At 65.7% G+C, this 26,946-nt stretch carries 29 protein-coding genes; 16 read left to right on the top strand and 13 right to left on the bottom strand.

The genetic code is table 11. The annotated features are described in order from the left end of the window. Nucleotides 1–15: 15 nt before the first annotated feature. A complete protein-coding gene (sdhD, locus tag PVW48_RS09395; RefSeq protein WP_274581143.1) occupies nt 16–387 on the bottom strand; it encodes a succinate dehydrogenase, hydrophobic membrane anchor protein in 372 nt (123 codons plus the stop codon). Nucleotides 388–398: 11 nt separating this feature from the next. Further along, the gene (gene sdhC, locus PVW48_RS09390; protein ID WP_274581142.1) at nt 399–782 is read right to left on the bottom strand and encodes a succinate dehydrogenase, cytochrome b556 subunit; all 384 of its coding nucleotides are present in this window, start codon (nt 780–782) and stop codon (nt 399–401) included. A 299-nt stretch (nt 783–1,081) separates the two neighbouring features. Here sdhC and PVW48_RS09385 point away from each other — a divergent pair, with 299 nt between their 5' ends. The 3 genes from PVW48_RS09385 to PVW48_RS09375 all read left to right on the top strand — a co-directional run bounded on the left by PVW48_RS09385 (nt 1,082) and on the right by PVW48_RS09375 (nt 2,730). After that, nucleotides 1,082–1,561 (top strand): c-type cytochrome, encoded by a 480-nt coding sequence (locus PVW48_RS09385; protein ID WP_274581141.1) that lies wholly within the window; start codon nt 1,082–1,084, stop codon nt 1,559–1,561. Between the two features lie 9 nt (nt 1,562–1,570). Further along, nucleotides 1,571–2,449 (top strand): cytochrome c, encoded by an 879-nt coding sequence (locus PVW48_RS09380; RefSeq protein ID WP_274581140.1) that lies wholly within the window; start codon nt 1,571–1,573, stop codon nt 2,447–2,449. A gap of 122 nt (nt 2,450–2,571) precedes the next feature. Beyond that, entirely contained in the window at nt 2,572–2,730 is a 159-nt protein-coding gene (locus tag PVW48_RS09375) for a hypothetical protein (RefSeq protein ID WP_274581139.1), read from the top strand. 36 nt (nt 2,731–2,766) lie between these two features. Here the strand turns inward: PVW48_RS09375 and PVW48_RS09370 are convergent, their stop codons facing one another. Genes PVW48_RS09370 through PVW48_RS09355 form a run of 4 tightly spaced genes read right to left on the bottom strand, consistent with a single transcriptional unit; the run spans nt 2,767 to nt 5,468 of the window. Next, nucleotides 2,767–3,798 carry a MaoC family dehydratase gene (locus PVW48_RS09370; protein ID WP_274581138.1) on the bottom strand — a complete coding sequence of 344 codons (1,032 nt, stop codon included), beginning with the start codon at nt 3,796–3,798 and terminating at the stop codon, nt 2,767–2,769. Continuing rightward, nucleotides 3,798–4,001, bottom strand: coding sequence for a DUF1737 domain-containing protein (locus PVW48_RS09365; protein ID WP_012179533.1), 204 nt, complete (start codon nt 3,999–4,001; stop codon nt 3,798–3,800). The genes PVW48_RS09370 and PVW48_RS09365 overlap by 1 nt, the downstream gene beginning before the upstream one ends. A 12-nt stretch (nt 4,002–4,013) precedes the next feature. Then, nucleotides 4,014–4,577: an NnrU family protein gene (locus PVW48_RS09360; protein WP_012179534.1), complete on the bottom strand. Its 564-nt coding sequence runs from the start codon at nt 4,575–4,577 to the stop codon at nt 4,014–4,016. A 3-nt stretch (nt 4,578–4,580) separates the two neighbouring features. After that, a complete protein-coding gene (locus PVW48_RS09355) occupies nt 4,581–5,468 on the bottom strand; it encodes an HpcH/HpaI aldolase/citrate lyase family protein (RefSeq protein ID WP_012179535.1) in 888 nt (295 codons plus the stop codon). Nucleotides 5,469–5,774: 306 nt separating this feature from the next. Between PVW48_RS09355 and PVW48_RS09350 the strand changes: the two genes are divergently transcribed. The 12 genes from PVW48_RS09350 (at nt 5,775) to lpdA (ending at nt 19,603) form a co-directional block, all read left to right on the top strand. Beyond that, complete coding sequence (locus PVW48_RS09350) at nt 5,775–6,098, top strand: hypothetical protein (RefSeq protein WP_012179536.1); 324 nt, start codon at nt 5,775–5,777, stop codon at nt 6,096–6,098. Between the two features lie 366 nt (nt 6,099–6,464). Next, on the top strand, nt 6,465–7,427 hold the full coding sequence (gene mdh, locus PVW48_RS09345; protein WP_012179537.1) for a malate dehydrogenase: 963 nt from the start codon (nt 6,465–6,467) through the stop codon (nt 7,425–7,427). Nucleotides 7,428–7,540: 113 nt separating this feature from the next. Beyond that, nucleotides 7,541–8,509 (top strand): glycosyltransferase family 2 protein, encoded by a 969-nt coding sequence (locus PVW48_RS09340; protein ID WP_274581137.1) that lies wholly within the window; start codon nt 7,541–7,543, stop codon nt 8,507–8,509. A gap of 203 nt (nt 8,510–8,712) precedes the next feature. Further along, the gene (gene sucC / locus PVW48_RS09335; protein WP_012179539.1) at nt 8,713–9,906 is read left to right on the top strand and encodes an ADP-forming succinate--CoA ligase subunit beta; all 1,194 of its coding nucleotides are present in this window, start codon (nt 8,713–8,715) and stop codon (nt 9,904–9,906) included. Between the two features lie 129 nt (nt 9,907–10,035). Beyond that, nucleotides 10,036–10,737 carry a hypothetical protein gene (locus tag PVW48_RS09330; protein ID WP_012179540.1) on the top strand — a complete coding sequence of 234 codons (702 nt, stop codon included), beginning with the start codon at nt 10,036–10,038 and terminating at the stop codon, nt 10,735–10,737. Then, nucleotides 10,734–11,282, top strand: coding sequence for a hypothetical protein (locus PVW48_RS09325; protein ID WP_274581136.1), 549 nt, complete (start codon nt 10,734–10,736; stop codon nt 11,280–11,282). The genes PVW48_RS09330 and PVW48_RS09325 overlap by 4 nt, the downstream gene beginning before the upstream one ends. 26 nt (nt 11,283–11,308) lie before the next feature. Next, a complete protein-coding gene (locus PVW48_RS09320; protein WP_274581135.1) occupies nt 11,309–11,818 on the top strand; it encodes a hypothetical protein in 510 nt (169 codons plus the stop codon). A 119-nt stretch (nt 11,819–11,937) separates the two neighbouring features. Further along, nucleotides 11,938–12,819 (top strand): succinate--CoA ligase subunit alpha, encoded by an 882-nt coding sequence (gene sucD / locus PVW48_RS09315; protein ID WP_012179543.1) that lies wholly within the window; start codon nt 11,938–11,940, stop codon nt 12,817–12,819. A gap of 189 nt (nt 12,820–13,008) precedes the next feature. Further along, entirely contained in the window at nt 13,009–15,972 is a 2,964-nt protein-coding gene (locus tag PVW48_RS09310; RefSeq protein WP_274581134.1) for a 2-oxoglutarate dehydrogenase E1 component, read from the top strand. Between the two features lie 4 nt (nt 15,973–15,976). After that, nucleotides 15,977–17,455, top strand: coding sequence for a 2-oxoglutarate dehydrogenase complex dihydrolipoyllysine-residue succinyltransferase (odhB, locus tag PVW48_RS09305; protein ID WP_274581133.1), 1,479 nt, complete (start codon nt 15,977–15,979; stop codon nt 17,453–17,455). A 273-nt stretch (nt 17,456–17,728) separates the two neighbouring features. After that, nucleotides 17,729–18,118, top strand: a complete 390-nt coding sequence (locus tag PVW48_RS09300; RefSeq protein ID WP_012179546.1) for an MAPEG family protein — start codon at nt 17,729–17,731, stop codon at nt 18,116–18,118. A 90-nt stretch (nt 18,119–18,208) separates the two neighbouring features. Next, nucleotides 18,209–19,603 (top strand): dihydrolipoyl dehydrogenase, encoded by a 1,395-nt coding sequence (gene lpdA / locus PVW48_RS09295; RefSeq protein ID WP_274581132.1) that lies wholly within the window; start codon nt 18,209–18,211, stop codon nt 19,601–19,603. Between the two features lie 94 nt (nt 19,604–19,697). Here the strand turns inward: lpdA and PVW48_RS09290 are convergent, their stop codons facing one another. Further along, the gene (locus PVW48_RS09290; protein ID WP_274581131.1) at nt 19,698–21,176 is read right to left on the bottom strand and encodes an NAD-dependent succinate-semialdehyde dehydrogenase; all 1,479 of its coding nucleotides are present in this window, start codon (nt 21,174–21,176) and stop codon (nt 19,698–19,700) included. 74 nt (nt 21,177–21,250) lie between these two features. On the opposite strand from PVW48_RS09290, the gene PVW48_RS09285 reads away from it, so the two are divergent. Continuing rightward, nucleotides 21,251–22,024 (top strand): alpha/beta hydrolase, encoded by a 774-nt coding sequence (locus tag PVW48_RS09285; RefSeq protein ID WP_274581130.1) that lies wholly within the window; start codon nt 21,251–21,253, stop codon nt 22,022–22,024. Here the strand turns inward: PVW48_RS09285 and PVW48_RS09280 are convergent. The 6 genes from PVW48_RS09280 to glcF form a co-directional block, all read right to left on the bottom strand. Next, the gene (locus PVW48_RS09280; protein WP_274581249.1) at nt 22,021–22,992 is read right to left on the bottom strand and encodes a P1 family peptidase; all 972 of its coding nucleotides are present in this window, start codon (nt 22,990–22,992) and stop codon (nt 22,021–22,023) included. The genes PVW48_RS09285 and PVW48_RS09280 overlap by 4 nt on opposite strands. Nucleotides 22,993–23,000: 8 nt before the next feature. Next, on the bottom strand, nt 23,001–23,312 hold the full coding sequence (locus PVW48_RS09275) for a hypothetical protein (protein WP_274581129.1): 312 nt from the start codon (nt 23,310–23,312) through the stop codon (nt 23,001–23,003). Then, complete coding sequence (locus tag PVW48_RS09270; protein WP_012179552.1) at nt 23,309–24,037, bottom strand: glucose 1-dehydrogenase; 729 nt, start codon at nt 24,035–24,037, stop codon at nt 23,309–23,311. Before PVW48_RS09270 ends, PVW48_RS09275 begins: the two co-directional genes overlap by 4 nt. 112 nt (nt 24,038–24,149) lie before the next feature. Further along, nucleotides 24,150–24,608 (bottom strand): Hsp20 family protein, encoded by a 459-nt coding sequence (locus tag PVW48_RS09265; protein WP_012179553.1) that lies wholly within the window; start codon nt 24,606–24,608, stop codon nt 24,150–24,152. Nucleotides 24,609–24,747: 139 nt separating this feature from the next. After that, nucleotides 24,748–25,566, bottom strand: coding sequence for a trypsin-like serine peptidase (locus PVW48_RS09260; RefSeq protein WP_274581128.1), 819 nt, complete (start codon nt 25,564–25,566; stop codon nt 24,748–24,750). A gap of 63 nt (nt 25,567–25,629) precedes the next feature. Continuing rightward, nucleotides 25,630–26,934, bottom strand: coding sequence for a glycolate oxidase subunit GlcF (glcF, locus tag PVW48_RS09255; protein ID WP_274581127.1), 1,305 nt, complete (start codon nt 26,932–26,934; stop codon nt 25,630–25,632). Between the last annotated feature and the right edge of the window lie 12 nt (nt 26,935–26,946).

Here is a 26,946-nt window from a genome sequence, read left to right as displayed (position 1 = left end):
AAGTGCTCCCTGGGGTCACAGCGCGAGGCGGGCAATGGCGAATAGGCCGGTGGCCATGGCGCCGTAGCTCACGCAGGTCATTGCAATTATCAGCGCCTTCCGGGTGGTGCCCTGGGCGTAGTCCTCGATCGCGACGGTCACGCCATGACGGAAATGGTCGAAGCCCACGACGAGCATCAGGGCCGTGACGATGGCCGGGAAGGGGCGTGCGAGATAGGCGATCACCTCTTCATAGGGCGCGCCCACGACGCGGCCGAAGGTGAACAGAAAGAGCGGCACGAGGAGCAGCAGCCCGACGGAGCTGACCTGCATGTGCCAGTGGTGTTCGGTCCCGGATTTCGCGGAGCCGAGACCCATGGCGCGTTTGCGGTCGGTCATAAATCCCATGTCAGCTTCCCTCAGAGCGCGATGACGGTGATCACGGTCAGGACGACGGAACCGCCGATGACCATGTAGCCGAGCGCATAGGCATCCTTCAGCTCGAACCCGTACCCGGCATCCCAGATCAGGTGCCGGACGCCGGCGAGCGTGTGATACCATAGCGCCCAGATCGAGCCGAGAAAGACCAGCTTGCCGAACCAGGAGGTCACGATGCCGTCGACGAAGGCGAAGTATTGCGGCCCGGCGGCGGCGGCGATCAGCCACCATACGCAGAGCAACGCGCCGACCAGCAACGCATTCCCCGTGATCCGGGTGAGGATCGAGGTGACGGAGGTCAGCTGCGGGCGATAGATCTGGATATGCGGGGACAGGGGCCGGTCCCCCCGGTTCACGTCAGCCATGACGGCACCTCATCTTGAGTCTCTCGAACGGGGCTAGTTGCTAGTATGCATAGTGAATTTTGTCCGGCTGTCACCTGAACTCGCCCGGATGCGGCGCGGTACTTTGGCGCAACCGGAGCGTTTTCCGCGATTTGTGATCACGGTTATAAACCACGTGATCACATAATTGAGACCCCTGTGCAGAGCCGGGGCAAGCGCGGTTTTTTGCGGAAAATCCGCCCAAAGCACAGGGTTGTCATCGGAATCCCGGATACCCATGCTACATTCTGCCGCAGCAACGCAAATCACAGGAGCGAACGATGATCCACACACGCCTTTGCGCGGCAGCGCTGATCGGGGCCCTCGGGCTCGGGGCCGGGGTACCCACAATCGCCGTGGCCCAGGACAGTTTCGAGAACCAGCTCAAGGCGCGGCAGGGTCAGTTTCGCCTGATCGCGCTGAACCTCGGGGTTCTGGGAAACATGGCCAAGGGCGATATCCCCTATGATGCCGAGGCGGAGCAGGTGGCGGCGGACAACCTCGTGACCGTGGCGGCGATCACCCAAGGCTTGCTATGGCCCGAAGGTTCGGATGCCATGAGCATCGACGGCACCCGCGCGATGCCTTCGATCTGGGAAGACAATGCAGATTTCGTGGAGAAATGGGAGGCGGTTGCGGCAGCGGCCGATGGGCTCGCCGCCGTGGCGGGAGATGGGCAGGCGGCGCTTGGCCCCGCGCTCGGGCCGATGGGGGCCACGTGCAAGTCCTGCCACGAGGCGCATCGCGAACCGGACAGCTAAGTCACGGACATGAAGCGATTTCTCGCATTTGCAGGGCTGCTTTTGGCGGCTGGGGTTTCGCTCGGGTTGTTTTTCACCCGGGCGGTGCCCGTGCCGGAGGAGCGCTTTGCCGCGCTGACCGGCGACGCGGAAGCGGGTGAGGCGGTCTTCCACGCGGCGGGCTGCGCGTCATGCCACGCGGCCCCGGGCGCGTCCGGCGAGGCGCGGCTGGTTCTGGCCGGGGGGCAGCGCTTCGCGTCGCCATTCGGGACCTTCGTGGCGCCCAATATCTCGCCCCATCCGGAGGCCGGGATCGGGGACTGGTCGCAGGCGGATTTCGCCTCGGCGGTGCTGGCCGGGGTCGCGCCGGACGGCTCGCATTACTACCCGGCCTTCCCCTATACCGCCTATGCGCTGATGGAGGATCAGGACGTCGCGGACCTCTGGGCCTATATGCAGGGATTGCCTGAAACCGATACGCCCAACGCCCCCCACGAGCTGGGCTTTCCGTTCAATATCCGGCGCAGTGTCGGGGCGTGGAAGCTGCTGTCGCCGATGCCGGACTGGGTCGGGCCGGAGGTGCCGGGCGACGGGCGCTACCTGGTCGAGGCCCTGGCCCATTGCGCCGAGTGTCACACACCGCGGGACGGGTTGGGTCGGCTGGACAGGGCGCGCTGGATGGCAGGGGCACCGAACCCGTCGGGCAAGGGGCGCATTCCGGGGATCACCCCGGCGCAGCTCGATTGGTCGGCGGGCGACATCGCCTATTATCTGGAGACCGGCTTCACCCCGGATTTCGACAGCGCAGGCGGGCATATGGCGTCCGTGATCACAAACATGGCGCAGCTGACCGCGGCCGACCGGGAGGCCATCGCCGCCTATGTGAAGGCGCTGCAACCGGCGGAGTGAGCCCTGTGGGCGGCGCGGTGCCGCCGGGGCCGAGAAAGCGCCCGGCGGCCCTTGTGCCGGGGCCCGCAGCCCCCATCTGTGTCACAGGCCTCGACGACCCTTTTTCACAGGAGACGCAGACCATGGCAGACGAGAAGACGAACCCCCAGACGCCGCCAGCAACGCAGGCACAGGACCTGATGGCGAAGCTGAAGGCACCGATGACGATCACCGCGCCCACATGGGCCTTTGCAGGCGGCGGGCTCTTTGCGCTGCTGATGCTGTTCATCGCGCTGGACTGACCCTGGATCGGCCCCGGACGCCCGGGGCCGCCGCCTTCACTGGGGCATGAGCGCCCAGTAATCGAGGTCGAGCAGGACGCCTGACAGGTACTTGCCGTCCTCTCCCTTCAACGCCCCCACGGAACCATCCTTTGTCGCCACGAGCCGCAGGCGCAGCGCCCCGACGCCCGGCGCGCCGGTCTCGGCCACATCCAGCACTTCGGACCAGGCCCGCACGGTATCACCGGCAAAGCACGGGTTGGCATGGCTGCCGCCGTTGATCGCCACGATCATCTGGGCATTGGCGAGGCCATTGAAACTGAGCGCGCGCGCCATGGACATCACGTGCCCGCCATAGATCAGCCGTTTGCCGTCGGCGCGCGGGGTCACGTCGAAATGGGTCTTGGAGGTGTTCTGCCACAGCCGGGTCGCCATCATGTGTTCGGCTTCCTCGATGGTCACCCCGTCCACATGGTCGATGATCTCGCCCACCGCATAGTCGCGCAGGCGGTGCGGCTCACCCGACAGAACGGTGTCGTAGTCGGCAAAGGTCAGCCCCTCGGGCACCAGCAGGGTCGCGGGATCGACCGCCGCGGCAAGCTCCGGCACCACGGTATCCGGCGCGGGCGCAGCGAGGTCGTTCTTGCGCACCATCACCCAGCGCACGTAGTCGAGCACCAGCTCGCCACGTTGATTGCGCCCCTCTGTGCGGACATAGACCACACCGGTCTTGCCGCTGGAGTTCTGTTTCAGCCCGATCACCTCGGACCGGGCGCGCAGGGTGTCGCCGCGCCATGTGGGCCGGTGGAAGCGCCCCTCGGCATAGCCCAGGTTGGCGACCGCATTCAGCGACACATCGGGCACGGATTTGCCGAATACCGTGTGGAAGGCGATCAGGTCGTCCATCGGGCTTTCGGCCAGACCGCAGAGCTTGGCGAATTCGTCCGAGGAATAGATCGCGTGCCGCGCCGGGTAGAGCGCGTGGTAGAGTGCCCGCTCGCCGCCGGAGACGGTGCGCGGCACGGCGTGCTCGATCACCTGGCCGACACGGTAATCCTCGAAAAAGCGGCCCGGGTTCGTCTTGGCCATCACTGGTCTCCTAGTTTCATGTCGGGGCTGTAGGGGCGGTCGATCTCCTTGGTGACCGCCTGGCCGCAGCGCATGACCCCATGGGCGGCGTCGAAGGCATAGGTCGGGGGGCCGTAAAGCTCCCACCCCTTGGCGAGGGCGTCGGACACCTTGTGACAGAAGGCCGAGGTGTCGTCCTCAGTCAGAAACCGGTATATCTTCATGTTATCAGAGTCTTATGCAGGGAACGGCCAGACGCCGAGCCAGGCATGGATGCCGCCGATCACCAGGTAGAGGACGACCGTGATCACAGCGAGGCGGATCTTGGTCTTCATCCCGGCCGTCTCGGGCGGGGTCCAGTCGGGCTCGGCCTTGTTGATCAGGATCACTTCGCCCACCGCCCAGGCCAGCAAGCCGCCGAAAAGCACGATCGAGGCCAGATCGCCATTGACCAGCAGGTGCGCGAGCGCCCAGATCTTGACCCCGGTCAGTTGCGGGTGCCGGATCTTGTTGGCGGGCCAGGCCTTCGCGCCCTTGGCCGCACTCGATCCGTAGACCCAGAGCGCGAACAGCATCAGCGTATTGTTCACATGGGTCATGAAGGCGGGCGGCGACCAGAGAAAAACGAACTCCGCCCCGCGGTAACCGATCACCATCAGCACGATGCTGGCGACGATGGCGACGGCGACGACGGCCTTGCCCTTGTCCCCCATCGCGGCGCGCTGCGCCGGCATCAGCCGCTTGAAGTAGTGGGCCCCGGCCCAGAGGGCGAGACCGGCGATCAGGACAAGAAAGTACATGGTTTACTCCGCGGCTATGGCTTGGATTGCCTCCGCTTTTGCCAGAAGTTGCCGTGCGGTGGCAACGTGCAGATTTTCCACGATCTTGCCGTCGACCACGGCGACGCCCTGGCCGCGTGCCGCGGCCTGCTCGAAGGCGAGGATCTGGCGCGAGGCGAGGGCGAGTTCGGAGTCCGACGGGGCGAAGACGGCGTTGGCAATGGCCACCTGGGCGGGGTGGATCAGGGTCTTGCCATCGAACCCCATGTCGCGGCCCTGCGCGCACTCGGCCTCGAGACCTTCGTCATCCTTGAACGCGTTGTAGACCCCGTCGACGGCCACGAGCCCGTGGGCCCGCGCGGCCAGAAGGCACAGGCCGAGCCCGGTCAGCATCGGCAGGCGATCGGGGCGAAAACGGCTGTCGAGTTCCTTGGCCAGATCGTTGGTGCCCATCACGAAGCCCGCCATGCGCGGGGCGGCGGCGATCTGCGCTGCGTTGAGCATGCCGAGCGGGGTTTCCATCATGGTCCAGATGGTGGTCTCGGCGGTCTCGGGACGGGCATCGAGCCTGTCGGCGAGCGTCTCGACATCCGCGGCGGTGTTCACCTTGGGCAGCAGGATCGCCTCGGGGCGCGCGGCGGCGATCACGTCGAGATCCGCCTGCCCCCAGTCGGTGTCGAAGCCGTTGATGCGCACGATCTTCGCCCGCGGGCCGTAGTCGGTCTCGGCCAGCGTCCGGGCCAAAAGGTGGCGGGCATTGGCCTTTTCCTCCACCGCGACGGCGTCTTCGAGGTCGAAAATGATGGCGTCGACCGGCAGGCTTTGCGCCTTGTGCAACGCGCGCTCTTTCGATCCGGGAATATAGAGCACCGAACGGTAGGGGCGGGCGCGATGATCGACGGGGCGGTCCATGATTCTCTCCACAGCGAAATTTCGCGAAAAGAACCTCAGGTGGGACAATTTTGCAAGAATATTTCTGCTGCGATGCAGAAAGTGCCGCGGAGCGGGGCGGTTCACCCGGTATGGTGGACGCGCAGGACCATCGCGCGGCGCGTTAACCAGTTCTGAGGCAATCTCTGTGCAGGATGATCCCATGCGTCGGACTTTGGAGGGATGAGCGGTTCGCAGGGACCGTGCGATACAAGCGGGTGGTCCGACATGGCTTAACCAAGACGCAGCTTCCGGCCCCGGTCTGGATCTGCAACGAAAGGTAGACCCATGAAGACCCAGTTGAAGACCCTCTGTTTCGGCCTGCTCTCCACGCTTCTGCTGACCGGCGCCGCGCTTGGCCAGACCAGGGCGCTGCCTTGCGCGGAGCGCGAAAAGGTCGTACAGCGCCTGACCACGAATTACGGCGAGACCGTGCAAAGCATGGGCCTTGGCGCCAATAACGGCGTGATGGAGGTGTTCGCCTCGGAAGAGACCGGTACCTGGACGATCACGGTGACCATGCCGAACGGCCAGACCTGCCTGATCGCCTCCGGCCAGGCCTTTGAAGGGTCCGACGTGATGGACCGGATCGCGGCGGGCGACGACGTCTAGCCCCCGCCGCGTCACACGCACGCCGGTTGGAAACTCCGCCCCCAGTCCAGCCGGCTTGCGCACGCCAGCGGTCCTGTTCCGGGCCGCTGAATTTTGCCGATTTTGCCTCGGCCAAGGGGGACTGCGAAAATGGAATCGGTTCGGCCACCACGAGCGATCGCGATTGCGGGCATGCCATGGCACGCAACCCGGGCGATGGGTCGCACATTCTTGCCCTGGACCAATTCTCAACGATTTCGGGATCTTGGCCGCGCGCGCCCCGACCGACAGGCGCTTGGGGCGTTCCGCCGCGCGCCCGATGCCTTGTAAGGCCATGCCCCAAAGGCTAGGACGCGGCCAAGATCAACGAAAGCCGGAGAAATTTCCATGGCCCGACCCAAGATCGCCCTTATCGGCGCAGGTCAGATCGGTGGCACCCTTGCCCACCTCGTCGCACTCAAGGAACTCGGGGACGTCGTGTTGTTCGACATCGCGGACGGCACCCCCCAGGGCAAGGCACTGGATATCGCCGAAAGCGGCCCGGTGGAGCGTTTCGACGCCAGCCTGAAGGGCACCACGGATTACGCCGACATTGCGGGCGCGGATGTCTGCATCGTCACCGCCGGTGTGCCGCGCAAGCCGGGCATGTCGCGCGATGACCTGTTGGGCATCAACCTCAAGGTGATGAAATCCGTGGGCGAAGGCATCGCGGCCAACGCGCCGGATGCCTTCGTGATCTGCATCACCAACCCGCTGGATGCGATGGTCTGGGCGTTGCAGCAATTCTCGGGCCTGCCCAAGGAGAAGGTCGTCGGCATGGCCGGTGTGCTGGACAGCGCGCGGTTCCGCCACTTCCTGGCCGAGGAATTCAATGTGTCGATGAAGGATGTGACCGCCTTCGTGCTGGGCGGGCATGGCGATACCATGGTGCCGCTGACACGCTATTCCACCGTGGCGGGCATCCCGTTGCCGGACCTGGTGGAGATGGGCTGGACCAGCCAGGAGAAACTCGACGCGATCGTGCAGCGCACCCGCGATGGCGGCGCCGAGATTGTCGGCCTGCTCAAGACCGGCTCCGCCTTTTATGCTCCGGCCGCCTCGGCGGTGGAGATGGCGGAAGCCTATCTCAAGGACCAGAAGCGCCTGCTGCCTTGTGCGGCGTACTGCGACGGCGAGTTCGGCCTGAACGACATGTATGTCGGCGTGCCGACCATCATCGGGGCGGGTGGTATCGAGAAGGTCGTCGACATCAAGCTCGGCAAGGACGAGCAGGCGATGTTCGACAACTCCGTCAACGCGGTGAAGGGCCTGATGGAAGCCTGCAAGGGCATCGACGACTCGCTGGTCTGATCCTCGGGAAATGCCGGAAACATAGGGGGGCTACGGGCCCCCCTTTGCATGCGCCGAGGTTGCACCAACCGGGCACCACGCTTAGAGCTGACCACAAGAACGGGTGGGGGCAGATGCCGAAATCGCAATGGGACATCGTAGCGCTCGCGCAAGAAGCGCCGGATCTGATCCTGGCGTGGGCGGCCTATCACCTCAACCTCGGGGTGCGTCGGATCAACCTCTTTCTCGATACCTCCATACCGCGCGTCGAGGCGGTGCTGGGCAATCACCCAAGGGTACGGCTTGCCGTGTGTGACGACGCATTCTGGCAAAATCACCCGGCCGGGGCGCGCCCTCCGAAGCAAGGTCCAAGACAGAAGGCGATCTTGCAGGATGTGGTTGATCATTCCACGGCGGACTGGGTTTTCCATATCGACGTGGACGAGTTTCTCTGGACGCCGGATGACTTGGACGAGTTGCTCGCGGCACAGCCGCCGGAGATCGAGCATGTTGCCACGCGGGCGCAAGAACGTGTCTATCTGGGCCCTCCGGATCCGGGCAATATTTTTGACGGAGCCTTTCGGGTGCAGACCACGCGCAGGTATCTGGAGGATGCGGAGGCAGCGGACGGGGCGGCAACGCCCTACCTGCAGCGAGGCATGACTGCATACTGCGGCGGGAAATCCGCGTTCCGTCCTCGGATTGGCCTCGCTGTAGGCATACATGGCCCCAAACCGCCCAAGCCTGCGACGGGTCGCCTGCTCGATACTCTGGATCTGCTCCATTTCGACGGCCTGACTCCGAAGCACTGGGTGAACAAACGCCTCAGACTGCTCAGGCAGCAGCCAAACGCCCGTAGAAACGAAACTGAGCATCGGCAGCGTCAATTGTTGAAAATGGACACGCTTCAGGGCGACCCGGAAGCCTTGCGGGAATTCTATCTGCTTCTGAAGCAGTACACTCCCGAACGCGCCGGCACGTTGGAAGCCATGGGACTGCTCAAGACCCATGCCTTCGATCCAACGATTGGCATTGCAACCGAGTTCCCAGGCGTTGATCTAGACCTGAGCATGGACGCATTCGATACGTTCAAAATCGCATGAATCCGCGCAGTTTCTTGCGACTCACCTGACCGCGCCCGGCCCCTGACGCAGCTTGCATTCCTCCCCCTGCGGAATTCGTGATCACAGTTTTCAAGCGTGTGATCACAAATGTCGAAAAATTCTAGGATGCGGCGAAATGGCGTTTTGCTGCGCCTCATCCCTGTGCAACACCCGAACAAATACAAGCAGAACGGGACAGTTTCATGAACATTCATGAGTACCAGGCGAAAGCCCTCCTCCGCAGCTACGGCGCGCCGGTTTCCGATGGGCGCGTGGTTCTGAGGGCCGAAGAGGCCAAGACCGCCGCCGGCGAGATGGACGGGCCGCTTTGGGTGGTGAAGGCGCAGATCCATGCGGGCGGACGCGGCAAGGGCTCGTTCAAGGAAGCCGATGCAGGCGAGAAGGGCGGCGTGCGCCTGGCCAAGTCGGTCGAAGAGGCCGCCGAGGAAGCCAAGAAGATGCTGGGCCGGACGCTGGTGACGCACCAGACCGGGCCCGCGGGCAAGACCGTCAACCGCATCTATATCGAAGACGGGTCGGGGATCGAGACCGAGCTCTACCTCGCCCTGCTGGTGGATCGCGGCACGTCGCGGATCTCGTTCGTCTGCTCGACCGAGGGCGGCATGGATATCGAGGAGGTCGCAGCCTCCACCCCCGAAAAGATCCTGTCCTTCGCCGTGGATCCGGTGACCGGCTATCAACCCTATCACGGCCGCCGCATTGCCTTTGCGCTCGGGCTGAGCGGCGCGCAGGTCAAGCAATGCGTCAAGCTGATGGGCCAACTCTACCAGTGCTTCGTCGAGAAGGACATGGAGATGCTGGAGATCAACCCGCTGATCGTGACCGACAGTGGCGATCTGAAATGCCTGGACGCGAAGATGGGATTTGACGGCAACGCGATCTATCGCCACCCGGACATCGCCGAGTTGCGCGACGAGACCGAGGAGGATCCCAAGGAGCTCGCCGCCTCGAAATACGACCTGAACTACATCGCCCTCGACGGCGAGATCGGCTGCATGGTGAACGGCGCGGGCCTCGCCATGGCGACCATGGACATCATCAAGCTCTACGGTTCGGAGCCTGCCAACTTCCTCGACGTGGGCGGCGGTGCGACCAAGGAGAAGGTGACCGAGGCGTTCAAGATCATCACCTCGGACCCGCAGGTCAAAGGCATCCTCGTGAACATCTTCGGCGGCATCATGCGCTGTGATGTGATTGCCGAGGGCGTGGTGGCCGCCGTGAAAGAGGTCGGTCTGCAAGTGCCGCTGGTGGTGCGCCTGGAGGGGACGAATGTCGAGAAGGGCAAGGAGATCATCAACTCCTCCGGCCTGAACGTCATCGCCGCCGAGAACCTTCGGGACGGCGCCGAGAAGATCGTCGCAGCTGTCAAGGGCTGACGCCAGCGGTCATGGCCGCGGGTCTTTCGGGGCCCGTGGCATCCCCTGCATAACAGAACGCCTCCGATGTTGACCCAGACCCGGCCCCTTCCCCGCCTCGCGCCTGCCCGTTCCGGGCGGTGCCTGGCCATGGGTGCGCTCCTGTCGGTACTGGCGGGTACCTCCGCCATGGCGCAGGGTTTCGATGCCAACGCGGTCGCGCAACGGGCTTGGACTGCTTTCAAATCCGCCTGCGGCCAGGCGGTGACCGATCCGCAAGGCTACCTCGACAGCGCGCCGGCGGCTGCCCCCCCTGGTGTGCGCGCAGTGGCGGGGAGCCCCGATGGCAAGGTCGTCTCGACGATGTTGTTCCGCAACGGGGTCGAGGAAAGAGTGCAGTTTCTTGGCTTCTCCGACCGCATGGTGGTGTTCTGCCATATCAGCGCGTATGACGCGATCATCCAGACGGGTATGTCCGCCGAACTGACGGAACGAGTCCTCGCAAACCCCGAACTCATGAACGATCCGGCATTCCTCGCCCAAATGGAGCGGGAGATGAACGCCGCGGAGATGCCGGATATGCGGGTCGCTGACACGGCGATCGGAGCTGCCTTGGCGCAACAACTCGCACAGGAACCCGGGGTGAGTATCTCGGGCGGCGCGATGCCTCTTACCGCGCTGGAAACTTATGCCGCACCGCTTTTTGGCGACCATGCCGATGTTTCAGCGCAGAACTACCACGCTTTCGCAATCGAAACCCGCTTCGAAAACGTGCCCGTCCATGCCATCGCCGAAGTACAACATGGCGGCCTCTGGATCGGGCTGAGCCACACGATCGGGAGCGGACAATGACTCGCTGGGCCATGATCGTGACGGCGGCCCTGGCGGCATCCCCTGCTCCGGCAGTGACCCGGCTCGAGGCAGCGGCTGCGAACGTGCAACTGGGCTTGCAGCTGTGCATTTCCAACGGCCGGGTGCCGGAGGCCGCGATTGCTGCGTTTCAGGCCGCGGGCTTCTCCTACGAGATCGAGGATTTCGGCGGTGGCCCGACGGATATCCTGCATTGGTTCTACGCCCCGGGCAACACCGCACATATCGCAGTGATCGGCGATCCCGCGCGCCCGGAATGCCGAGTCACCACCGAGCAGTTCGGTGTCACGCATGGCGTGCCCTTCGTGGGCCAGGTGCTGGGGCAGCTTTACCCGGGCTTTTTCGAGCCCGGCAATATGGAGAACACGCCGCCCATCGTGCCAGGCGGAGCCAACCCGAGTTACCGCAAGTGCACCGGATTTGTCGGCTGGAACGGACAGCGCCCCATCGTCATCGAGATCGGCAATGCCGGCCAGGATCCGGTCTGCGTCGAAGATGGCACCATGCAAGTGATGGTGATGTTGTGATCCGGCGCGCGCTCATCTCTGGGCTCATGGCCCTCGGGTTGACGGGTCCCGCGACTGCATTGACCATGCAGGAGGCAGCCGCGATCAACATGGAACTGGCGTTTCGCCTGTGCGATGTGCGCGGCGTTGAGGCCTGGCTCAACGGCCTGCGCGCAGCCGGGTTCGTCGAGACCGTCGTCCATGAAGGCGGGCCAGATGTCACCCATACCTTTCGCGCCCCGGCCGATACGGTAGTGGTGGAGGTCTACTACGGCAATTTACCTGCCGAGTGCCGCATCTTCTCGAACCATATCGGCGTTACTGCCGTGTCGCAGATGCTCGACCGGCTCATTCCTCAAATGCGTCCCGGTTATATCCGGGGCGCGGACACCGGTCCGGTCGATGCGCGCACGGGTCGCCCTGTCCAATGCGTGTTCTATGACGAACCGAACAATGAAATCGGGCAGCGCATCGGCGTTGTTAGTGCCCGCGACCAGTCCAGCCAACCCTGCGTCGAGGATGGCACCAGCAAACTCTACAGCATTCCCAAGGTTTGAGGACGGAATGCACTTGATCCCGCTTCGATCTCCAAAGGCCCGCAACCGGGTCGCCCCCACCGAAACACCCGTCGGCCCCGCGTCGGCGACACTGCAATAAACGACCCGAAGGACACCCAATGGCCGTACTTATCGACGAAAACACCAAGGTTATCTGCCAAGGCTTCACCGGCAGCCAAGGCACCTTCCATTCCGAGCAGGCGATCGCCTACGGCACCAAGATGGTCGGCGGGGTGACCCCGGGCAAGGGCGGCCAGACCCACCTGAACCTGCCGGTGTTCAACTCGGTCCACGAGGCCAAGGCCGTGACCGAGGCGAATGCCACCGTGATCTATGTCCCGCCGCCCTTCGCCGCCGACTCGATCCTGGAGGCGATCGATGCCGAAATGGAAGTGATCGTCTGCATCACCGAAGGTATCCCGGTGCTGGACATGATGAAGGTCAAGCGCGCGCTCGAAGGCTCCGCCAGCCGCCTGATCGGGCCGAACTGCCCCGGTGTGATCACGCCGGATGCCTGCAAGATCGGCATCATGCCCGGCCATATCCACAAGCGCGGCACCGTGGGCGTGGTCTCGCGCTCCGGCACGTTGACTTACGAGGCGGTCAAACAGACCACCGATGTGGGCCTGGGCCAGTCCACCTGCGTCGGCATCGGCGGCGACCCGATCAAGGGGACCGAGCATATCGACGTGCTGGAATGGTTCCTTGCCGATGACGAGACCGAGAGCATCATCATGATCGGCGAGATCGGTGGCTCCGCCGAGGAAGAGGCCGCGCAATTCCTCGCCGACGAGAAGAAGCGCGGCCGCTGGAAGCCCACCGCGGGCTTCATCGCGGGCCGCACCGCGCCTCCGGGCCGCCGCATGGGCCATGCAGGCGCCATCGTCGCCGGCGGCAAGGGCGGCGCCGAGGACAAGATCGAAGCCATGCAGAGCGCGGGCATCGTGGTGGCAGAGAGCCCGGCGGGCCTAGGCGAAGCCGTGCTCAAGGCGATCGGCTGACATGGGCCAGGGCGCCCGACATACCGCACACGGCACGTCCCCTTCGGGGGACGTGCGCGATGCTTTCAAACGGGACGGCGGCGCTGCCTCGTTTCAAGGCATCGGCGCCGCACCCCGCGGCACCGACAGATCACCACGGGCCCACACGCGCGATGCTGCGGACCCACGCCCAAGTGAGGGGGGACACCAATGACCGACCAATCTCCGAACGACCTCTTCCATGCCTCGAGCTTCATGCAGGGGCACAACGCGGCCTACCTTGAGCAGCTCTATGCCCAGTATGCCAACGATCCCAACGCGGTCGACGCCGCCTGGGCGGAGTTCTTTCGCGCGCTCGGGGATGCCGAGCTCGACGTGAAGGCCGAGGCACAGGGCCCGTCCTGGGCGCGCCGCGACTGGCCGCCGACCCCGAATGACGACCTGACCGGCGCGCTGACGGGCGAATGGCCCGCCGCCCCGGTGACCGAGACCAAGGCCGCCGGCGAGAAGATCGCCGCCAAGGCCGCCGAGAAAGGCATCCAGGTGTCCGACGACCAGATCAAGCGCGCGGTGCTCGACAGCATCCGGGCGCTGATGCTGATCCGGGCCTACCGGATCCGGGGGCATCTGGCCGCGGATCTCGACCCGCTGAACATGCGCGATGAAAACCTGCAGCCGGAGCTCGACCCGAAATCCTACGGCTTCACCGATGCCGACATGGATCGACCGATCTTCATCGACAACGTGCTGGGCCTGCAGGTCGCCTCCATGCGCCAGATCGTCGAGATCGTGAAGCGGACCTATTGCGGCACCTTCGCGTTGCAATACATGCACATCTCCGATCCCGAACAGGCCGGGTGGCTCAAGGAGCGGATCGAAGGGTTCGGCAAGGAGATCGCGTTTACCCGCGAGGGCCGGAAAGCGATCCTGAACAAGCTGGTGGAGGCCGAGGGCTTCGAGAAGTTCCTCCATGTGAAATACATGGGCACCAAGCGCTTCGGGCTGGATGGCGGCGAGGCGCTGGTCCCGGCGATGGAGCAGATCATCAAGCGCGGCGGCAGCCTGGGCGTCAAGGAGATTGTCATCGGCATGCCCCACCGCGGCCGCCTGTCGGTGCTGGCCAACGTGATGTCGAAGCCCTACCGCGCGATTTTCAACGAATTCCAGGGCGGATCGTTCAAGCCCGAGGATGTCGACGGCTCGGGCGACGTGAAATACCATCTCGGCGCATCGTCGGACCGGGAATTCGACGGCAACACGGTGCACTTGTCGCTGACCGCGAACCCCTCGCACCTGGAAGCGGTGAACCCGGTGGTTCTGGGCAAGGCACGCGCCAAGCAGGATCAACTGGGCGATCCCGAACGGGTGGGCGTGCTGCCCATCCTGCTGCACGGGGACGCGGCCTTCGCGGGCCAGGGCGTGGTGGCGGAATGCTTCGCGCTGTCGGGCCTGCGCGGGCACAAGACCGGTGGCACGATCCATATCGTGGTGAACAACCAGATCGGGTTCACCACCGCGCCGCATTTCAGCCGCTCCAGCCCCTATCCCACGGACAACGCGCTGGTGGTGGAAGCCCCGATCTTCCACGTCAACGGCGACGATCCGGAGGCGGTGGTCCATGCGGCCAAGGTCGCGACCGAGTTCCGCCAGAAATTCCACAAGGACGTGGTGCTGGACATCTTCTGCTATCGCCGTTTCGGGCATAACGAGGGCGATGAGCCCATGTTCACCAACCCGATCATGTACAAGCGGATCAAGGGCCACAAGACGACCCTGCAGCTCTATACCGACCGGCTGGTCAAGGACGGGCTGATCCCCGAGGGCGAGATCGAGGACATGAAGGCCGCCTTCCAGGCGCATCTGAACGAAGAGTTCGAGATCGGCAAGGATTACAAGCCGAACAAGGCCGATTGGCTGGACGGGCGTTGGTCGCATCTGAACACCGACAAGGAAGACTACCAGCGCGGCCAGACCGCCATCAAACCCGAGACCATGGCCGAGGTCGGCGAAGCGCTGATCCGGGTGCCCGACGGGTTCCCGATGCACAAGACCGTCGGACGGTTGCTGGAAGCCAAGGCCAAGATGTTCGAGACCGGCGCGGGCTTCGACTGGGCCACGGCGGAGGCGCTGGCCTTCGGCTCGCTCCTGACCGAGGGCTACCCGGTCCGACTGTCGGGGCAGGATTCCACCCGCGGCACCTTCTCGCAGCGCCATTCGGGCATCGTGAACCAGGAGACCGAAGAGCGCTACTACCCGCTGAACCACATCCGCGAGGGGCAGGCTCGCTACGAAGTGATCGACAGCGCCCTGTCGGAATACGCGGTACTCGGGTTCGAGTATGGCTATTCGCTCGCCGAGCCCAATGCGCTGACCATGTGGGAAGCGCAGTTCGGCGATTTCGCCAACGGTGCGCAGATCATGTTCGACCAGTTCATCAGCTCGGGCGAGCGCAAATGGCTGCGGATGTCCGGCCTGGTGATGCTGCTGCCCCACGGGTTCGAGGGCCAGGGGCCCGAGCACTCCTCGGCGCGGCTGGAGCGGTTCCTGCAGATGTCGGCGGAGGACAACTGGATCGTGGCGAACTGCACCACACCGGCGAACTACTTCCACATCCTGCGGCGGCAGTTGCACCGGACCTTCCGCAAGCCGCTGGTCCTGATGACGCCCAAGTCGCTCCTGCGGCACAAGCTGGCGATCTCGAATGCCGAGGATTTCACCACCGGGTCGAGCTTCCACCGGGTGCTGTGGGACGACGCGCAGAAGGGCAACTCGGATACCACGCTGCGACCGGACGACAAGATCAAGCGTGTCGTGCTGTGTTCCGGCAAGGTCTATTATGACCTGCTGGAGGAACGCGACGCCCGCGGGATCGACGATATCTACCTACTGCGTCTCGAGCAGTTCTATCCCTTCCCGGCGCTGGCCATGATGAAGGAGCTGGAGCGCTTCAAGGGCGCGGAGATGGTCTGGTGCCAGGAAGAGCCGAAGAACCAGGGCGCCTGGACCTTTGTCGAGCCGAACCTCGAATGGGTGCTGAGCCGCATCGGCGCCAAGCATACCCGCCCGGTCTATGCCGGACGCGCGGCCTCGGCCTCGCCCGCCACGGGTCTGGCCAGCCAGCACAAAGCACAACAAGCCGCGCTCGTGAACGAAGCGCTTACGATTGAGGGATAAGAATATGTCTGTAGAAGTCCGCGTCCCGACGCTGGGGGAAAGTGTCACCGAAGCCACGGTGGCCACCTGGTTCAAGAAGCCCGGCGATACCGTCGCGGTGGACGAGATGCTCTGCGAGCTGGAGACCGACAAGGTGACGGTGGAGGTCCCCTCCCCCGCCGCCGGCACCCTGGCCGAAATCGTGGCCGCCGAGGGCAGCACCGTGGGCGTCGATGCCCTGCTGGCCTCGATCGGCGAAGGCTCCGGTGCAGCGGCGGCTGATGCGGCCCCGGCGGCCCCGGCCGAGAGCGGCGGCGAGAGCGTCGACGTGATGGTCCCGACCCTGGGCGAGAGCGTGACCGAGGCCACGGTGTCGACCTGGTTCAAGAAGATCGGTGACACGGTTGTCCAGGACGAGATGCTGTGCGAGCTGGAAACCGACAAGGTGTCGGTCGAGGTGCCTGCCCCGGCGGCGGGTGTTCTGACCGAGATCCTGGCGCCCGAGGGCGCCACGGTGGAGGCCTCGGCCAAGCTCGCCGTGCTCGGCGGGGCCGGCGCGGTCGCGGCCCCTTCGGAACCGGCTCCCGCACCGGCGGCGCCCACCGCCCAGGGCAAAGATGTGGAGGACGCGCCCTCGGCCAAGAAGCTGATGGCGGAGAACAACCTTGCCTCTGGCGATGTTCAGGGCACGGGCCGCGACGGGCGCGTGATGAAGGGCGACGTGCTGGCCGCACTGGCCGCACCGAAAGCCGCCGCCCCGGCCCCGTCCGCCGCCCCGCGCGCCCCGGTGGCCGCCGAGGACGCGGCGCGCGAAGAGCGGGTCAAGATGACCAAGCTGCGCCAGACCATCGCCAAGCGCCTGAAGGACAGCCAGAACACCGCCGCGATGCTCACCACCTACAACGAGGTGGACATGACCGAGACCATGGCGCTCCGGAAAGAGTACAAGGACCTGTTCGAGAAGAAACACGGCGTTCGCCTAGGCTTCATGTCATTCTTCACCAAGGCCTGCTGTCATGCCCTGAAGGAGGTGCCCGAGGTCAATGCCGAGATCGACGGCACCGACATCGTCTACAAGAACTTCGTCCATATGGGCATCGCCGCGGGCACGCCCCAGGGCCTCGTGGTGCCAGTGATCCGGGACGCGGACCGCATGAGCTTTGCCGAGATCGAGGCGGCCATCGCCGAAAAGGGCCGCCGCGCCCGGGACGGCAAGCTCAGCATGGCCGAGATGCAGGGCGGGACCTTCACGATCTCGAACGGCGGCGTCTATGGCTCGCTCATGTCCTCGCCGATCCTGAACCCGCCGCAGTCGGGCATCCTCGGCATGCACAAGATCCAGGACCGGCCGATGGTGATCAACGGCGAAATCAAGATCCGCCCGATGATGTACCTGGCCCTCAGCTACGACCACCGGATCGTGGACGGCAAAGGGGCGGTGACCTTCCTCGTGCGCGTGAAAGAGGCGCTGGAGGATCCCCGGCGGCTGCTGATGGATTTGTAACCCGTAGAGCGGGGCATCATGCCCCGCTCTTGTCTTCTGGGGGTAGAAATGAATCGAAAACTAGCCGGTGTCTTGGCCTTCGTGGCTTCGCTCATAATTGGATGGGTTTTCTCTCGGATCGTCTTGGCAGTGATGGTCGCCAATGCGCCCGCAGGAATGTCAGAGGGCGAGCGGCTTTCTTATTCCGGTATTGTTGGTCTGCTAAGCGGAGCGGTGGTTATCGCCTGCCTTTTCATCGGATCGCGCCTAATCAAACGACATTACGACGAATAAATGACCACCGAACTTACCGTCCTCGCCCTCGCCGCCCTGCTCCAGGTCGTGCAATTCATCCTCTACTCGGTCGCCGCCAATATCCAGGTGGGCCCCAAACGCGCCATGAGCCCAAGGGACGAACCGATCGTTTTGACCGGCCTTGCGGGACGGCTGCAGCGCGCGATGAACAATCATTTCGAGGGGCTCACCCTCTTCACCATCGCGGTGGTCGTCGTCACCCTCTCGGATCAGTCCACCCCGTTCACCGCGCTCTGCGCCCATGCCTACCTGATCGCGCGCATCCTCTATGTGCCCGCCTATGCCCAGGGCCTCGCCCCCTGGCGATCCGTCATCTGGATGGTCGGCTTCATCGCCACCGTGGTCATGCTGCTCTCGGCCCTTCTGTGACTTCATTTGTGCAAAAATACTCCGGGGGAGTCGCGCAGCGACGGGGGCAGCGCCCCCTCGACCCCGCCCGCCCCATGAAAGGACCTCACCATGGCAAGCTATGACGTTATCATCATCGGCTCCGGCCCCGGAGGCTATGTCGGCGCGATCCGCTGCGCGCAGCTGGGCCTCAAGACCGCCTGCGTGGAAGGGCGCGACACCCTGGGCGGCACCTGCCTGAACGTAGGCTGCATCCCGTCCAAGGCGCTGCTCCATGCTTCCCACCAGGTCCACGAGGCCGAGCACAATTTCGAGAAGATGGGCATCAAGGTGCCCGCGCCGAAAATCGACTGGAAAACCATGCTGGCCTACAAGGACGACGTGATCGGCCAGAACACCAAGGGCATCGAGTTCCTGTTCAAGAAGAACAAGGTCGACTGGCTGAAGGGCTGGGCCTCGATCCCGGAGGCAGGCAAGGTCAAGGTCGGCGACGAGATCCACGAGGCCAAGCACATCATCATTGCGTCTGGCTCCGAGCCTGCCTCGATCCCCGGCGCCGAGGTCGAGATCGACGAAAAGGTCGTCGTTACCTCCACCGGCGCGCTGGAGTTGGGCAAGATCCCCAAGCGCATGGTCGTGGTCGGCGGCGGCGTGATCGGGCTGGAGCTTGGCTCGGTCTATGCGCGGCTCGGCACCGAGGTCTCGGTGATCGAGTTCATGGACGGGATCACCCCGGGCCAGGACCTCGAGGTTGCCCGCCAGTTCCAGAAGATCCTCACCAAGCAGGGGCTGAAATTCATCACCGGCGCTGCCGTGCAGAAAGTCGCCGCAACCAAGAGCAAGGCGACCGTCACCTACAAGATGCGCAAGGATGACAGCGAGGACAGCCTGGAAGCCGACGTGGTGCTCGTCTCCACCGGGCGTAAACCGTTCACCGAGGGGCTCGGGCTCGACGCCTTGGGGGTGAAGATGACCGAGCGGGGGCAGATCGCCACCGACGGCAGCTACCGCACGAATGTGCCGGGGGTCTATGCGATCGGCGACGTGATCGAGGGGCCGATGTTGGCCCACAAGGCCGAGGACGAGGGCATGGCCGTGGCCGAGATGATCGCCGGGCAGCACCCCCATGTGAATTACGGCGTGATCCCCGGGGTGATCTACACCCATCCCGAGGTCGCCAGCGTCGGCAAGACCGAGGAACAACTCAAGGCCGAGGGCGTCGCCTACAAGGTGGGCAAGTTCTCCTTCATGGGCAACGGTCGGGCGAAGGCCAATTTCGCCGCCGACGGGTTTGTCAAGCTGCTGGCGGACAAGGCGACCGACCGGATCCTCGGCGCCCATGTGATCGGCCCCATGGCGGGCGACCTGATCCACGAGGTCTGCGTCGCGATGGAGTTCGGGGCGGCGGCCGAGGACCTGGCCCGCACCTGCCACGCGCACCCGACCTATTCCGAGGCCATGCGCGAAGCGGCCCTGGCCTGCGGCGACGGGGCGATCCACGCCTGACATCCGGGCATCGAGGCGCCGTAGGGCGCCTCGACCAAGCCGCTTGCAAGCGGCTTAAGCCCGTTCCAACGGGCTTGGCCCCGGCGGCGACCCGTCAGATCGACAGGCAGATGTATTTCATCTCGAGATACTCGTCGATCCCGTGGCGGGACCCTTCGCGCCCAAGCCCCGATTGCTTGACCCCGCCGAAGGGCGCCCCTTCGGTCGAGATGATGCCGGTGTTGATCCCGACGATGCCGTATTCCAGCGCCTCGGACACACGGGTGATCCGGCCGATGTCGCGGGCGTAGAAATACCCCGCGAGCCCGAAGATCGTGTCATTGGCCATGGCGATGACCTCGTCCTCCTCCGTGAACCGGAAGAGCGGCGCGACCGGGCCGAAGGTTTCCTCCTGCGCCACTTTCATCTCCTGCGTCACGCCGGTCACCACCGTGGGGGTGAAGAACGTGCCGCCGAGGGGATGTGTCTTGCCCCCGGTCACGACCGTTCCACCCTTGGCGCGCAGGTCGTCGAGATGATCCTGCACCTTCTCCACCGCGGGCATATTGATCAGCGGGCCGATGGTCACACCCTCGGCCGCGCCATCCCCGACCTTCAGCTCCTCCACCGCGGCGGCCAGCTTCTCGGCGAAGGCGTCATAGACCCCGTCCTGCACATAGATCCGGTTGGCGCAGACGCAGGTCTGGCCCGCGTTGCGGAACTTGCAGGCCATCGCCCCCTCGACCGCCTTGTCGAGATCGGCATCGTCGAACACGATGAAGGGCGCGTTGCCGCCCAGCTCCATCGAGCATTTCTTCACCTGATCGGCGGCTTGCGCCAGCAGGATGCGCCCCACCTGGGTCGAGCCGGTGAAGGTCAGCTTGCGCACGGTATGGTTCTCGCAGAATTCCTTGCCAATGGCCGAGGAATCACTGCTCGGCAGCACGGCGAAGAGCCCTGCAGGGATCCCCGCCCGTTCGGCCAGAACCGCCAGCGCCAGCGCCGAGAGCGGCGTGTCCTCGGCCGGTTTTGACAGGAAGGCGCAGCCGGCCGCCAGCGCAGGCGCGGCCTTGCGCGTGATCATGGCCACGGGGAAGTTCCAGGGGGTGATGGCCCCCACCACGCCGATGGGCTGGCGGATCACCTGGATGCGGGCGTCCGGCAAATGACCCGGGATGGTCTCGCCATAGACGCGCTTGGCCTCTTCGGCGAACCATTCCACGAAGGACGCGCCATACATCACCTCGCCCTTGGCCTCGGCCAGCGGCTTGCCCATCTCGGCGGTCAGGATCCGCGCCAGGTCGTCGGCATTCTCGACGATCAGGTCGAACCAGCGGCGCAGCACCTGCGCGCGGTCCTTGGCGGTGCGCGCGGCCCAGGGCTTCTGCGCGGCGTCCGCGGCAGCGATGGCGCGGGCGGTCTCGGCCCGGCCCAGATCGGGCACATGGGCGATCACGTCGCCGCGCGCCGGGTTGGTCACCGGGAAGGTTGCGCCGCTGTCCGCATCCGTCCAGCCACCCGCGAAATAGGCCTTGCTGGCCAGGAGCGCGGGATCCTTCAGGTGTTCCCGCAATTCCGTCACTGTATCGAGCATTCTGGACCCTCCCACGTCTGATGTGTCACACCCACAGCTAACCGGGCGACCGGACAAGGACAAGAGAGGCGCGGATGGACTGGACGGCGGCATATGACAACGCGAGCTTCATCCCCGGGGCAAGCGCGTATGTGGAGCGTTGGCCACGGGCGGCGGCCGCATTCCGCGAGGGCGCGCGCGGCGAGATCGGGATCGCCCATGGCGCTCATCCGCGCGAGAAGCTGGACCTGTTCCTGCCCGAGGGCCCGCCCGAGGGCCTCGTGGTGTTCGTCCATGGCGGATACTGGCGGCGGTTCGACCGCACGGACTGGTCCCATTTTGCCGCCGGGCCGCTGGCGCGGGGCTGGGCCGTGGCCATGCCCGGCTATCCGCTCTGCCCCGAGGTGACGATCCCCGAGATCACCGCCTCGGTGCGCGGCGCGATCGCGTTGGCCGCGCGGCATGTGGCGGGGCCGATCCGGCTGACGGGCCATTCCGCGGGCGGGCACCTGGTGGCCCGGATGCCCGCGGCCGGGCTCGCGCCCGAGGTGCTGTCGCGGGTGGCGCGGATCGTGCCGATCTCGCCGGTCAGCGATCTCGCGCCGCTGTTGAGGACCGAGATGGCCGAAACCCTGCGCCTGACCCCGGAAATCGCGGCGGCCGAGAGCCCTCTGCACGCCCCCGCCCCCGATTGCCCGGTCACCGTCTGGGTCGGGGCCGAGGAACGGCCGGTTTTCCTCGACCAGGCCCGCTGGCTGGCCGAGGCCTGGGGCGCGCAGCATCGCATCGCCGCGGGGCGGCACCATTTCGACGTGATCGACGATCTGGCAGAGCCTGACGGCCCGCTGACGAGCGCGCTGCTGGCCTAACCCGGCAGGTCCGACCAGCAGGGCAGCAGGTCGCCCGCCTTTGGCGTCGCGGCGTACACCCCACGGGCGATGGCGCGGGCGAGGCACAGGGCCGCCGCATGGCCGATCATCAGCGGATCGCCCGCCTTGTCCCCGTGGGAGGCCGCAAAGACCAGATCGCCGTCCATGGGCGTGTGCGACGGGACCAGCGCCCGGGCCATCCCGTCATGGGCGGCCACCGCCATGCGGGTGCAGTCGGCCTGGCTCAGCGCCGCGTCGGTGGCAACGATGGCGATGGTCGTCGCGGTCTTGTGCCCACCCTTGATTGCAGGCAACGCCGCGGGATCGACCGCGCCCATGCCCAACCCGCCGAATTCCGTACCCATCTCGAACGGGGCCGCCCAGAAATGCCGCCCCGGACCCATGGTCGCCGAACCCAGCGCATTGACGGCCACGAGCGCGCCCACGCACACCCCGTCCGGCAGCACCACCGAGGCAGAGCCAAGCCCGCCCTTCAGCGTCGCGGTCAAGGCCCCGGTCCCTGCCCCGACGGTGCCCAGCGCGAACTCGGGTGCTGCGGCGTCCAGCGCCTCGCGCCCCAGCCAGTTATAGGGGTTCACCATCCAGTCCTTGTCGCCGCCATTGAGCAGATCGAAGAGGATCGCAGCGGGCACGATCGGCACGCGCTGCCCGCCCACGTCGAACCCGCGCCCCGCCGCGCGCAGGGCATCCGCCACGCCCGAGGCCGCGTCGAGCCCCAGGGCCGAGCCGCCCGACAGCACCAGCGCATCCACCTGCTCCACCGTCTTGTCCGGGGCCAGAAGGTCCGTCTCCCGCGTGCCGGGGGCACCGCCCATGACATGCACCCCGGCGGTGAAGGGGGCGTCCGCGGTCAGCACCGTGACCCCGGATTTCACGCCCGCGTCCTGCGCATGACCCACACGCAGCCCCGCCACATCGGTGATCAAGTTGCGCGGACCGGGCCGCATCCGCGCGCTCATGCCCGCAGGACCCGCCCCCGCGCCGGGCCGAGGGCGCTCAGGCGGGCGCTGCCCTCGAAGAACCCGGCCTCCGGCAGTACCAGAACCAGCGTGTCATCCTCGTCCAGCGCCACCAGCAGGCGGGTGACCGTTTGCGGCGGAAAGAACCCCTCCAGCCGCCGCCGGATGCCGCGATCCTGCAGCACCTCCACATGGCCGAGGTCGAGATCCGGCGCCACATCGAGCAGATGCGCGAAAACCAGCGGCTGACTGTCGAACCGCCCCGCGAACACCGCGATATCCACGTCGACCTGGCGCGCGCCGGTCATATGCACCGGCCCCCGTCCACTTCCATGGCGACCCCGGTGATCATGCTGGCCTCGTCCGAGCACAGGAAGGCCGCCGCGTTGCCGAGGTCTTCGGGCTGCGAAAACCGGCCCAGGGGGATCGTGGCGAGGAATTTCGCGCGCATCTCCGGCGTGTCCTCCCCCATGAAGGAGGCGAGCAGGGGCGTCTCCCCCGCCACGGGGTTGAGCGCGTTGACGCGGATGCCGAAAGGCGCCAGTTCCACCGCCATCGCCTTGGTGGCGGTGATCATCCAGCCCTTGGAGGCGTTGTACCAGTTGAGCTTCGGGCGCGGGCTGACCCCGGCGGTCGACGCGATGTTGAGGATCGCGCCGCTGCCGCGCGCCTTCATCGCGGGCACGAAGACCCGGGCGCTGAGATAGACCGACTTGGCGTTGACGGCGAGCACGCGGTCGAACTCCTCCTCGGTCACCTCTTCCATGGGTTTCGGCAGATGGGTGATGCCCGCATTGTTGACGAGGATATCGGGCGCGCCGTGGGCCTCGGCCAAAGCGGCCATGCTGTCCGCGTCAGAGACATCGACCTGCGCCGCCGTTCCGCCATATTCTTCGGCCACGGCCTCGGCCGCGCCCTTGTTGATGTCGGCCACGATCACCTGCGCGCCCTCAGCGGCGAATTTGCGCACGATCCCGGCGCCGAATCCCGACCCGCCCCCGGTGACGATCGCGGTTTTTCCTTCCAGTCGCATGAGCAGCCCTCCCTCAAGGCACAGGGTGCAAATCTGCGACGGGCAGCGCAAGGCGAAACGCAAAACGGGCGCGCTTGCGCACGCCCGTCACGAGGTCGGTAAAAGCCGCGGCTCAGGCGGCGACGGTGCCTTCGACCGCCGGGGTGCTGTTGCCGATGGCAATGCGCCGGGGTTTCAGCGCCTCGGGCACCTCGCGCTTGAGCTCGATGTCGAGCATCCCGTTGACGAGGCTGGCACCGGTCACATGGACATGGTCGGCCAGGTGGAAGCGCCGCTCGAACGCGCGGGTGGCGATCCCGCGGTGCAGATAGGTGCGCTCGGCATCATCCTCGGGCTTCTTGGCGGTGACGATCAGCGCGTTCTCGCGCACCTCGATGTTCAGGTCGTCTTCGCCGAACCCGGCGGCTGCGATCGAGATCCGATAGGCGTCGTCGTCGGTCTTTTCGATGTTGAAAGGCGGATAGCTCGGCTGGTTGCCGGCATCGGCGCGCATGACCCGGTCCACGAGGTCGGCGAAGTGATCAAAACCGACGGTGGCACGGTAAAGCGGGGACATATCAATGGTTCGCATGGTCATCCTCCTTGAGCGATGTTCACGATGTGCGAGGCCCCCCGTCCGGGGCGACCCCTGTCAAATCGCCGGACCCGTGTGGCGTCCGACATCCGGAACGTGGGAAGGGAATCTCAGGCTTTCAAGGGCCCGGCGCGGCTCAGGGGCGCAGAAATTTCGCCCCGGCCCCGTCCATCGCGCGCTCTCGCGTCAGGGTGCGGATTGGCGGGGCCTCGCGCTTGAACACCCCGTCGGTCTCGGACAGGTGCGCGCGCAGATCCTCCACTGCGGTCTCGACCTTCACGGCCAGGGCCACCCGTTCCTCGTTGTAGATCGACTTGGCCGAGACCACCGACACCACCCGCGGCACCCCGCCGAGCCAGCTCAGCACCGGTGCCCCGGAAGAGCCGAAATCCACATCACAGGACAACACCTGCACCGCCGCCTCGCGTTCCAGCACCCGGCAGGATTGCTGCAGCGACGGCACCTCCTCGCGGTCGCGGGCATAGGACACCAGCGCCACCTGGGTCAGCCAGCACGGCGTCTGGTCGACGATCAAAGGGGTGATGTTGGATTGCCGGATCGGCTGGGCCAGTTCCAGGATGGCGAGGTCGGTCGCGACCCGCTGGATCGTGTCGGGGTCGCCGTAGGTATAGTCCGGATGCACCGCGGCGCGCCGGATGCTGCGATAGGCCGCCGCCCGTCCGTTGCGCAGCCCCGGCTTGAAGGTGATCTCGGTCGCGGGCACCCGGGCGCCGCTGCGCTTGTCATAAAGGCAATGGGCCGCCGTCAGCACCAGGTCCATGGTGACCAGCGTGCCGGTACAGAACCCCCGCCCGCCGATATCGAGCCGCCCCACCGCCTGGTAGGCGCGGATCTTGTCGGCGGTCTCCAACGCCTCCAGAGGCTTGTCCTGCGCCGCCAGCGGCCCGCCCATCAGGCCGAGCAGCACCAGCAGCGCGGCGCGCAATCCGATCATCCCAGTCTCCATCCTCTGCCGACCGTCGGGTTGCGCTGTCCTACACCCCGAATGGGGCAGAACTCAGGCAGCCTCCACCGTACCCAGCGCAGCAGGTTTCGGTCCGCCCGTCGCCCAGTCGATAAGCTCGACCGTATGCACGATCGGGATGCCGGTGCCAGAGCCGATCTGCATCATGCAGCCGATATTGCCCGCGGCAATCAGATCCGGCGCCTTGGCCTCCAGAGTGGCGACTTTCCGCGCCTTCAGTTCCTTGGAGATGTCCGGTTGCATCAGGTTGTAGGTCCCGGCCGAACCGCAGCACAGATGCGCGTCCTCCGGCTCCACCACCTTGAACCCGACCCGCCGAAGCAAGTCCTTGGGATAGGTCTTGATCTGCTGGCCATGCTGGAGCGAGCAGGCCGCGTGATAGGCCACGGTCAGGCCCTGGCTGAAGCGATCCTGTTCGGGCACTTCCAGGTCGATCAGCACCTCGGAGATGTCCCTGGCGATGGCGGCCACCGCGGCGGCCTCTTGGGCCAGCGCCTCGTTGCGGAACATGTGGCCGTAATCCTTCACCGTGGTGCCGCAGCCCGAGGTGTTGATGACGATGGCGTCGAGGCCTTCGCCCGCCATCTCGCGGTGCCAGGCGCGGATGTTGTGGGCCGCGGTCGCATGGCTCTCGGCGGTCTTGCCCATGTGGTGGGTCAGCGCCCCGCAGCAGCCCTGCCCTTCCGCGATCACCACCTCGCAGCCGAGCCGCCGCAGCACCCGGATCGTGGCATCGTTGATATCGGTGTTCAGCGCCCGCTGGGCGCAGCCGGTCATCAGCGCCACGCGCTTGCGGCGCGGGCCAATGGCCGGGAAGACCTGCGGGTCGTCGTTGCGGCTGACCGGCGGGATGGTCTTGGGCGCCATCTCCACCATGGCGCGCAGGCGCTTTTCGGGGATCAGGCCCGCGAAGGGGCGCGCGATCTTCGCGCCCAGCATCGCCACCCGGAACCGCATCGGATAGGGCAGGATCCGCGCCAGCGTCCAGCGCAACATGCGTTCGTACAGGGGCCGCTTGTAGGTGTTCTCGATATACTCCCGCGCGTGATCGACCAGGTGCATGTAATGCACCCCCGAGGGGCAGGTGGTCATGCAGGCAAGGCAGCTCAGGCAGCGGTCGATATGCTTGACAGTCTGCGGGTCCGCGGGCCGGTCGTTCTCGATCATGTCCTTGATCAGGTAGATCCGGCCCCGCGGGCTGTCGAGCTCGTCGCCCAGTACCTGATAGGTCGGGCAGGTCGCGGTGCAGAACCCGCAATGGACGCAGCTGCGCAGGATCTCGTTGGACCGGGCCGTGGCCGGATCCTTGAGCTGCTCGGGGGTGAAATGGGTTTGCATGAATGTCTCCCT

This window comes from Dinoroseobacter sp. PD6 (assembly GCF_028807315.1).
Taxonomy (GTDB): Bacteria; Pseudomonadota; Alphaproteobacteria; order Rhodobacterales; family Rhodobacteraceae; genus Dinoroseobacter; species Dinoroseobacter shibae.
Note: the sequence above shows the minus strand (reverse complement) of the source record. Positions and strands in the feature narration are given on the sequence as shown.